Source organism: Umezawaea sp. NPDC059074, from assembly GCF_042738955.1.
GTDB lineage: Bacteria > Actinomycetota > Actinomycetes > Mycobacteriales > Pseudonocardiaceae > Umezawaea.
Genome location: NZ_JBHYHC010000027.1, coordinates 1 through 9542, shown reverse-complemented (window position 1 = coordinate 9542; position 9542 = coordinate 1). Strand labels below are relative to the sequence as shown.

The following is a 9542-nucleotide window of genomic DNA, read 5'->3' as shown; positions in this document are numbered from 1 at the left end:
GAGAGCCCTAGGCCTTGACGATGGCGGCCAGGTAGGCGTCCATCGCCTGGAGGTTCTTCGTCAGGCACGCGTGGCGCTCGGCCATGCGGCCGCGTTCCCGGCGGATCCGGTCCACGAAGTCCGGGGCGGGGTAGCGGGAGTCCGCGGCCTCGGCCAGGCAGGGGAGGACGGCGCGGATGATCTCGGTCGTCAGGCCCGCGCCCAGCAGGCTGCGGATCTGCTCGACCCTCTCGACCAGCGGCTCGTCGTAGTCGCGGTAGCCGTTCTCCTCGCGCCTCGGCGTGAGGAGGCCCTGCTCCTCGTAGTAGCGCAGCAGCCGGGCGGACACGCCGGTCCGCTCGGACAGCTCCTTGATCCTCATCACAGCTCCCTGGCCGCCGCTTGCCTTCACACCGATGTCAAGGTTGGAGCCTAGTCGAGCCACCGCGAACGCGGAGGGCCGACGAATCCGGGGTGAACCCCCGGCAGGCCGAAGGACACTCGTGAGCACCACACAGATGACCGTTGCGCGGACCCCGTCCGCGGAACGGCTGCCCCTCCAACCCCTGATCGCGCTGTTCACCGCGGGGCTGATCACCACCCTGACCGAGGCGCTGCCCGCGGGCGTGCTGCCGCAGATGAGCGGCGCGCTGGGGGTGTCGGAATCCGTGGCGGGCCAGACGGTCACGATCTACGCGGTCGGCACGCTGCTGACGGCGATCCCCGTCAGCCTGGCCACCGCGTCGTGGCCGCGCCGCCACCTGCTGCTGGCGGCGCTCGCCGGGTTCGTGCTCGCCAACCTCGTGACCGCCGTCTCGCTCAGCTTCCCCGTCACGATGGGCGCCCGGGTCCTCGCGGGCGCGTCCTCCGGCGTGGTGTGGAGCCTGCTCGGCGGGTACGCGTCCCGCCTGGTCGGGCCGGGTCTGCGGGGCCGCGCGATGGCGTTCGCCATGGCGGGCACGCCCGTCGCCCTCTCCCTCGGGGTCCCGGTCGGGGCGTACCTCGGCAGGGCGGTCGGGTGGCAGCTCACGTTCGGCGTCGTCACGGCCCTGACCGGGCTGCTGGTCGGCTGGACCCTCTGGAGCCTGCCGAACTTCCCCGGTCAGCAGGCCGAGGACCGGATCCCGTTGCGCCGGATCTTGCGCCTGCGAGGTCTCCGCACCGTTCTCGTGGTGACGGGCGTGTTCGTGCTCGCGCACACGATCCTCTACACCTACATCGCGCCGATCCTCGCCGACGTCGGGCTGCGCGACCAGGTCCAGTGGATCCTCCTCGACTTCGGCATCGCCTCGATCGTCAGCATCTGGCTCACGGGCGTGCTCATCGACCGGCACCACCGCCGACTCGTCGTGCTCAGCACCGCGCTGTTCGCCGCGGCCGCGGGGGTGCTGGCCGTGGCGGCGGCGAGTCCCGCTGTCGACTACGTCGCAGTGGCGGCGTGGGGGCTGGCGTTCGGGGGAGCGGCGACCCTGCTCCAGTCGGCGCTGATGAGGGCCGCGGGCGAGCACGCCGACGTGGCGCAGTCGTCGATGGTGACGACCTGGAACCTGGGCATCGGCCTGGGCGGGCTGGTCGGCGGCGCGCTCCTCGCGGGTTTCGGCTCCGAGTCGCTGCTGGTCGCGGCCGTGGTGCTCCTGGTGCCGACCGCGCTCGTCGTGGTGCTGGCTCGGGGGTACGCGTTCCCGAAGCGCGGTCCGGTCGCCGGGTAGGGCGGACCCGTGGTTAGGTGGCTGTGATCACCTTGAAATTTACCGATCGTTCAGTAAAAGATGGCCGGCGCGGGCTTTCCGACCACTGAGGAGCACGTTCATGAGCGGCGACGCTGACATCAACTTCTACTTCGACCCGATCTGCCCGTTCGCGTGGATGACGAGCAAGTGGATCAGGCTCGTCCAGGCGCAGCGCGACTACACCGTCGACTGGCGGTTCATCTCCCTGCGGCTGATCAACGCCCACCTCGACTACGACACGCACTTCCCGCCGGAGTACGACGCCCAGCACACGGCGGGCCTGCGGCTGCTGCGGGTGGCGTCGGCGGCGCGGGAGGCGCACGGCCGTGAGGCGATGGGCCCGCTCTACGCCGCCTTCGGCGCGCGGATCTTCGAGACCGACGTCGACGAGACGCGGGTCCCCGGCTGGCAGGGCGACCCCGGTCTCGCCGCCGCGGCGCTCGCCGAGGCCGGTCTGCCGACCTCGCTCGCCGACGCGCTCGACGACACGGGCCGCGACGCCGAGATCCAGGCGGAGTCCGACGAGGCGCTGTCGTTGACGGGCAAGGACGTCGGCACGCCGATCGTGCACTTCGAGCCGCCGGAGGGCGTCGCCTTCTTCGGGCCGGTGATCAGCAGGCTGCCCGACGAGCAGCAGGCCGCCGAGTTGTGGGACCACGTCGTGGGCCTCGCCCGGTTCCCCGGCTTCGCCGAGCTCAAGCGCAGCCTGCGCGAGCAGCCGCAGCTGCCCTCGTTCGGCGTCACGACCCAGGAGGCGGGCAAGGTCGAGGACTGGCACGCCGGGAGCCGCAGGCTCAAGAAGTAGGAAGCCGAGGTCCGCCCCCCCCCCGGGGGGGGCGGGGGGGGGGCCCCCACCCGCGCCGCCCCCCCCCCCTCCGGCCTGGGGGGCCCCCCCCCCCCCCCGCGACCGGAGTCGCTGGAAGCGCTGCGGCATCTCGAGTCCGTCCTGGGTGTCCCGCAGGCGGGTCTGTCCGCCCTGCTCGGGCCACCTCGTCCACGCGGCAGGCGTTGCCGCCCCACCACGATGATGCCCATCGACGCGCTCTGGGCGCGGCGTGAGCGGGTCGCCGACCTGCTCACCAAGGTGGACACGACGTCCGACGTCAAGCTCGGGCGGATCAGCCAGCACGACCGCATCGAGATCGCCGCCGACGGCGGCCAGAAGTCGATCTGGGTGCGGCAGATCCTGCGCGCCGAGCAGGACGGCCCGGACCGCTGGGCGCTGGTGTTCGAGACCGAGGACTCCGACGTGCTGCCGGAGGTCGCGAACCTCCGCAACTGCCACCTGGGCCGGGTCGCCGAGGACACCGACGCCAACATCATGGTCGCCGAGATGATGTTCGACCGCCCGCTGGCCAGGGGCGAGACCATCATCATGGAGTACGAACTGGTCTTCCCCGAGGGGCACTACCCCGCGGGCAACAACTCCTTCGCGCGCAAGTTCCGACTGCCCGTGCGCGAGTACGTCATCGAGGTCCGGTTCGACCAGTCGAACCTGCCCGCGCGCTGCCAGCAGTACAGCCTGCCCGCCGGTGACGAGACGCCGTCGCGTCGCCGCAACCTCACGCTCGACAACGCCGGTGGCGTGCACGCCGTGGCGCTGGGCTTCGGTCCAGGCGTGTTCGGCGTCCGCTGGGAGTGGCCCAAGTAGCCGGTTCACCTCTTGGACGCCGAGAAGGCCCCCGCCGTTCAGCGGGGGCCTTCTCGTGTGAAGGAGACTGTGTGGTGGCCCCCGACGCGTCAGGGGCCACCACAGGCCGTGCTAGGACACGTAGCCCGCGAGGTGCAGCGAGACCGCGCGCACCGAGCCGACGTCCGTGCCCGCCGCGTCGGTGACCTTGAAGGTCCACGTGCCGTCGGCCGACCCGGTGGTCAGACCGCCGAGCGTGCCCGTGGTGGGCTTCCAGGAACCGGTGAACGGCGCCAGCGCCGACGTGACCGTGGAGAACGAGGCCGCCGCCGCGTCGTCGAAGACGACCTTGCAGAGGTTGTTGCCCGCCGCGCCGGAGCGCGAGAACAGCGTGGCCGTCTGGCCCGTCGGCGAGGTCAGCGTGCCGACCAGGTCACCGACGAACGTGTGGTCGATGCCGACCGTGGTGGCCGCGTCGGCCGCCGTGCAGGTGTCGCCGTCGACGGAGAACGTCACCTTCGACGCCCGGCCGACGCCGGTCACCGGGATGGAGACGGTGGCGCCGACGGTGCTGTTGTCCGGGATCGGGATGGCCGGACCGGTGTAGGCGAAGTGCTTGAAGTCGCGCGACGGCTCGCCGACGCCCAGCTGGAAGGACTTCGTCGTGGGCGAGGTCGAGCCCGAGAACGAGACGCGGGCGTCGAGCTTCACCTGGTCACCGGGGACGAACGTCGACGGCACGGTCACCTTGAAGGTGTTCGTGACGGTCTGGCCGACCTCGATGTTGCCGTACTGCTTGGACCTCGGCGCGATCGTCACGCCCGCGGTGGGCGTGGTGAGGACGACGCTGGTCGACGCCGCGGTGCCGTCACCGGAGTTGAGCACCGGCACGGTGACCGTGGAGGTGGTGCCCGGCTTCAGGTACTGGCTGCCGTCCGCGTCGTTGACGATGGTCGGCTTCTGGGCCGTGGCGAGGGCCTGCGGGCTGGCGCCCGTGTAGGACAGCGCGCGGTCGGCCAGCACGACGCCGACGCCCGAGCGGTTGTCCGTGCCCGGCTCGGCGATGTCGATCGCGGTCGCCGTGAGGGCTTCCTTGACCTCGGCCGGGGTGAGCGTCGGGTTGCCCGACAGGATCAGACCCGCGATGGCCGCGGCGTTCGGCGCGGCGGCCGAGGTGCCGAAGAACGGGTTGAAGCCGCTCACGCTGGTGGTGACGCCGTCGGCGGCGGTGAGGTCGGGCTTCTGCCGCGTCTCGGCGCCGGGGGTGCCGTCGGCGTTGAAGAACACCTTGCGCGGACCGTCGGAGGTGAACCGCTCCAGCTTGGAGGCGGAGGTGAAGGTGCCGGGGTACGGGCCCTTCGGGTTCGCCGGGTCACCGGGCTCCAGGTCGAACGGGAGCGCGGAGGCGGCCGGGGCCGCGGCGACGCTGATCGCGCCCTTGGCGGCCGAGTGGCCGCGGGTCACGCCGGGCGTGACGAACTTCTTCAGGCCGTCGGTCGAGTCCTTGAAGCGACCGCCCAGCGCGGACAGCGCGAGGTAGCGGTCCTCACCGCGGAACTTCACGACCGCGAGGCGCAGACCCGAACCGGAGGCGGGGGTGTTGATCCGCTCGTACGGGTCCTGCGTGCCCTCCTGCGGGTTCTGGCTGAACGCCACGACCGCGCCCTGCGCGTTGGTCAGGTAGAGGTCGTAGTCGTTGGCCGACTGGCCGAGCGGGTCGGACCAGAACAGCGTGACCGGCACGTTGGTCGAGTTGGCCGACAGCGGGTTGAACACCTGCTTGGCGTTGGGGTTCGGGTCGAAGTCGTGGGCCGAGCCCGCGAACTTGCCGATGCTGACGCCCGAGTCGACGAAGTTGCCCTCCCAGTGACCGGAGGTGCCTTCCGCGACGTTGCCCTCGTTGCCCGCGGAGGAGAAGTACACCGCGCCGTCGGCGGTGACCGCGTCGACCGCGCGGGCGATGATGCCGTCCTGGAACGGCGACTCGTTGAAGTACAGGACGTCGTCGACGATCACGTCGCAGCCGAGCTGGAAGCGCAGGGCCTTGATGTTGTCGGCGAAGCTGGCGTCGCCGTTGAACGCGGTCGCGAAGCCGAGCGCGGCGTTGGGCGCGAGGTCGTGGAGGATCTCCAGCATCGCGGTGCCCTCGTCGCCCGACCCACCCTGACCGGTGAGCACGTCGACGTCGGGCAGCTCGCCCGCGGCCTGCGAGGCGACCAGCGAGGAGACGCCGTCGGACAGGGCGCAGAGCTTCACGCCGGTGCCGGTGACGTGGAACTGCGCGCGGGCGGTGTCGGCGGCGTGGGCGCGGTCGCCCTCACCGGTCTTCACGGCCTGCACGGAGATGAGCGCCTGGCGCGCCTTCGCCTCGATCTGCTTCGCCTTGGCGTCCTTGGACAGCTCGGCGCGCGGCTTCTTGCTCTTGGTCGTCTTGGACACGTCGAGGTGCGCGGTGATCGCGCCCACGGCCGCCTCGACCCGCTTGACGTCGCCGCGTTCGGCGATCTTGCTCAGCTGCGACAACGGGACCTGCGCCCGCACCGTCGCGCCCTCGACGGAGAACGACCGAACGCCACCCCCGCCGCCGCGGATGGCGTTCAGCAGGTCGTCGCCGACCTTCTCGGCGCGGATGTCGACCAGGACGGTGTCACCGGCCTGCACCTCGACCCCGGTCTTGAGGTCCGGCAGCTTCGACATCGTGCCGACCGAGGAGCGGCGGCGCTGCTCGACCACGAGCGCGCTGTCCACTTTGGACTCGGTCTTGGTGATGGACTTCTTGATGTCCTGCAACGCGGAGATCTGCTTCGCGGTGACGTCGGAGATCTCCTTGGCGGACTTGGCCGGAGCGGCCGAGACCGGGGTGATCGTCCCCAACGTGGCGAGCAGCATCGCCGTACCCGCGGCGATGAGGGATTTTCTTCGTGAACGGTGCAGCGGTGAGCGCACGGGCGTCTCCCCCGAAGTTGAGCGTGCCCCGACGCACGCGGCCTGTGAGCCGGATCGAACCGGCCGCGTCAACGTATTGTGCTCAACCGGACACGGTCAGCGTCCGTTTGGAGGACGTCTCACTACGCGAGGCACCAAGAGTTGACCGTTCACAAAGCATTCGTCCGCGATGGACACCTGTCCACACGGCCGAATGGCGGCACCCCTCTCAGGCGACTGGCCTCACACAGGCTTTACACCAGGAACGATGCCGAAACCGTTCCCATCACCGCCGGTAGCGGGGCTCGGGAGACCTCAGAGGACGAACGCGTCCGTCCACAACTGACCTGTCCGACCGGACAACGCGTCGAGCAGAGCGGCGGCCTGGTTGTCGGTGAGCGACGCGACGAAGTCCACCACCGCCCGACCGCGCGCGAGCCCGCGCACCGCGTCCTTCCCCGTGGGCGCCTCACCGGTCGCGCCGACGAGCACCCGCGGATCCGTGCGCGCCAGCAACGCGTACTCGGTCTCGGCCAACTCCACCAGGTCGTGCAGCCGCCGCGGCAACCGGTCCGACTCGTGCCGGTCGGTCACCCACTGCTCCAGCGCCTCGACCAGCGCCGTGATCAACCGCGCCTGCCCGCGCTGGTGCAACGCCAGATCCGGGCGCAGCAACACGAATCGCCGGTGCACGAACTTCAACACCTGCACCTCGTGCCACTGGGCCGTGGCCAGCACGACGTGCCCGGACCGCGTGGTCGGCTCCTCCAGCACGCCGACCGCGTCGACGAGCCGCCGAGTCCACTTCGCCGAGAACCCGGCGACGGCCTGCTCGGCTTCGACGGACCCGTCGAACGGCACCGCGAGCAACCCGTCGACCAGTTCCGAGCGCACCTTCAGCACGGCCGCCGCGAACGCGTCGTCGTTCACCGCCCACGAGTCCTTGGCGTGCAGCCGTCGTCGCAACGACTCCAACGACCGCCCCGGCCGCCGCTGCTGCGCGGCCAGTTCAGCCCGCGACAACCCTGCCAGGTCGAGCCCTTCGCTGAGCCACGTCCCCAGTTCGGCGGCGACGGTCGCGTGCTGCAACACCCCGACGCGGTGGAAGTCCTCCAGGTCGTGGATCGCGTAGGCGATGTCGTCGGCGGTGTCCATCACGGAGGCCTCGACGGTCTGCTGCCACGACTCCACCCGCCCCTCGTACGGAGCGCGGGCCTGCACCAGGTCCTCGAACTCGGTCACGTAAGCGGAGAACTTCGCCGCCCCGGTCCCCGGCCCGTCCGACGGCTCCGACGCCCCACGCGGAGGTGCCGCCATCTCCCGCGGATGCGGGTCGGGATGCGACAGCCGAGTCCACGGGTACTTCAACATCGCGGCCCGAACAGCCACGGTCAGATCCAACCCCAAAGCAGCGGGTCCACGCACATCGGTCGTCGTGATGATCCGAAACGACTGAGCGTTCCCCTCGAACCCATCAGCCAACCCCAGCCGATGCCGAGCGATCCGATCCAACACCTGCTCCCCGAGGTGCCCGAACGGCGGATGCCCCAGATCGTGGGCAAGGGAAGCGGCCTCCACCACATCGGGGTCACATCCCCCGAGCTTCTCCAACACCCCGACCAGCTCAGGCCGCGAACACAACCGCTCAGCGATGGCCCGAGCCGCCTGCGCCACCTTCAAGCTGTGGGTCAACCGGTTGTGCACCAACAACCCGGACCCGGTGGAACTCACAACCTGCGTGACCCCACCCAGCCGAGCGAAGAACGGCGACGACGCCACCCGATCCCGATCCACCCGGTAAGGACTGGACGCCAGATCAGCGGTGGACACCCCCACCGCCCCAGACCGCCGACCGGACCGAGAATCAGGCTGCTCACTCTCCATGCCGAAACGGTAGACGACCGAACGGCCTACACCTCGCCCAGGAGCCACCAACCTGGCGACCCCCGCCCCAGCCTGCCCTAAACGCAAAAAAGCCCGGTAGGGACCCCATTTCTGGAGTCCCTACCGGGAAAGATTGCCCCGCGGTGACCTACTCTCCCACACCGTCACCAGTGCAGTACCATCGGCGCAGGAGGGCTTAACTACCGGGTTCGGAATGGGACCGGGTGTTTCCCCTCCGCCATGACCGCGGAAACACTATGAAATTACCTACCGTAGGCACACAACCCCACCCAACTAGCCTGGTGGGACCGTGTGGTCCGGTTCGGTTCTTTCAGAACCGCACAGTGGATGCGTAGCGTCTTCGTAAACAAGTCCTCGGCCTATTAGTACCGGTCAACTCCACCCATTACTAGGCTTCCATCTCCGGCCTATCAACCCAGTGGTCTAGCTGGGGGCCTTAACCCTCAAAGGGGTGGGATACCTCATCTTGGAACAGGCTTCCCGCTTAGATGCTTTCAGCGGTTATCCCTTCCGAACGTAGCCAACCAGCAGTGCCCTTGGCAGGACAACTGGCACACCAGAGGTTCGTCCATCCCGGTCCTCTCGTACTAGGGACAGCCTTCCTCAAGTATCCTACGCGCGCGGCGGATAGGGACCGAACTGTCTCACGACGTTCTAAACCCAGCTCGCGTACCGCTTTAATGGGCGAACAGCCCAACCCTTGGGACCTACTCCAGCCCCAGGATGCGACGAGCCGACATCGAGGTGCCAAACCATGCCGTCGATATGGACTCTTGGGCAAGATCAGCCTGTTATCCCCGGGGTACCTTTTATCCGTTGAGCGACGCCGCTTCCACCAGCCAGCGCCGGATCACTAGTTCCGACTTTCGTCCCTGCTCGACATGTCTGTCTCACAGTCAAGCCCCCTTGTGCACTTGCACTCGACACCTGATTGCCAACCAGGCTGAGGGAACCTTTGAGCGCCTCCGTTACCCTTTGGGAGGCAACCGCCCCAGTTAAACTACCCACCAGGCACTGTCCCTGATCCGGATCACGGACCGAGGTTAGACATCCAGTACGACCAGAGTGGTATTTCAACGACGACTCCACAACCACTGGCGTGGCCGCTTCACAGTCTCCCACCTATCCTACACAAGCCGAACCGAACACCAATACCAAGCTATAGTAAAGGTCCCGGGGTCTTTCCGTCCTGCCGCGCGTAACGAGCATCTTTACTCGTAATGCAATTTCGCCGGGCCTGCGGTTGAGACAGTCGAGAAGTCGTTACGCCATTCGTGCAGGTCGGAACTTACCCGACAAGGAATTTCGCTACCTTAGGATGGTTATAGTTACCACCGCCGTTTACTGGCGCTTAAGTTCTCAGCTTCGCCCTT

6 protein-coding genes and 2 rRNA genes are annotated in these 9542 nt (G+C 68.8%); 3 read left to right on the top strand and 5 right to left on the bottom strand.

The genetic code is table 11. The features are described from left to right. Positions 1-7: 7 nt before the first annotated feature. Positions 8-361, bottom strand: coding sequence for a MerR family transcriptional regulator (locus ACFWW9_RS14965; protein ID WP_390376719.1), 354 nt, complete (start codon positions 359-361; stop codon positions 8-10). Between the two features lie 121 nt (positions 362-482). Between ACFWW9_RS14965 and ACFWW9_RS14960 the strand changes: the two genes are divergently transcribed. From ACFWW9_RS14960 to ACFWW9_RS14950, 3 genes are all read left to right on the top strand, one after another. Then, a complete protein-coding gene (locus ACFWW9_RS14960; protein ID WP_390376716.1) occupies positions 483-1688 on the top strand; it encodes an MFS transporter in 1206 nt (401 codons plus the stop codon). Between the two features lie 100 nt (positions 1689-1788). Beyond that, a complete protein-coding gene (locus tag ACFWW9_RS14955; protein WP_390376713.1) occupies positions 1789-2514 on the top strand; it encodes a hypothetical protein in 726 nt (241 codons plus the stop codon). A 219-nt stretch (positions 2515-2733) separates the two neighbouring features. Further along, on the top strand, positions 2734-3360 hold the full coding sequence (locus ACFWW9_RS14950) for a hypothetical protein (protein WP_390376710.1): 627 nt from the start codon (positions 2734-2736) through the stop codon (positions 3358-3360). A 111-nt stretch (positions 3361-3471) separates the two neighbouring features. On the opposite strand, the gene ACFWW9_RS14945 is transcribed toward ACFWW9_RS14950, so the two are convergent. From ACFWW9_RS14945 to ACFWW9_RS14930, 4 genes are all read right to left on the bottom strand, one after another. Beyond that, on the bottom strand, positions 3472-6228 hold the full coding sequence (locus ACFWW9_RS14945; RefSeq protein ID WP_390376897.1) for a S8 family serine peptidase: 2757 nt from the start codon (positions 6226-6228) through the stop codon (positions 3472-3474). A gap of 351 nt (positions 6229-6579) precedes the next feature. Beyond that, a complete protein-coding gene (locus ACFWW9_RS14940) occupies positions 6580-8148 on the bottom strand; it encodes a deoxyguanosinetriphosphate triphosphohydrolase family protein (RefSeq protein WP_390376707.1) in 1569 nt (522 codons plus the stop codon). Positions 8149-8283: 135 nt separating this feature from the next. Next, a 5S ribosomal RNA gene (gene rrf, locus ACFWW9_RS14935) occupies positions 8284-8400 on the bottom strand. Between the two features lie 111 nt (positions 8401-8511). Continuing rightward, a 23S ribosomal RNA gene (locus ACFWW9_RS14930) occupies positions 8512-9542 on the bottom strand; the annotation flags it as partial.

Excerpts from the sequence above, each read along its gene's own strand:
- ACFWW9_RS14940 (WP_390376707.1), bottom strand. The coding sequence starts at position 8,148 with ATGGAGAGTGAGCAGCCTGATTCTCGGTCCGGTCGGCGGTCTGGGGCG.
- ACFWW9_RS14955 (WP_390376713.1), top strand. The coding sequence starts at position 1,789 with ATGAGCGGCGACGCTGACATCAACTTCTACTTCGACCCGATCTGCCCG.
- ACFWW9_RS14945 (WP_390376897.1), bottom strand. The coding sequence starts at position 6,228 with ATGCTGCTCGCCACGTTGGGGACGATCACCCCGGTCTCGGCCGCTCCG.
- ACFWW9_RS14965 (WP_390376719.1), bottom strand. The coding sequence starts at position 361 with ATGAGGATCAAGGAGCTGTCCGAGCGGACCGGCGTGTCCGCCCGGCTG.
- ACFWW9_RS14950 (WP_390376710.1), top strand. The coding sequence starts at position 2,734 with ATGATGCCCATCGACGCGCTCTGGGCGCGGCGTGAGCGGGTCGCCGAC.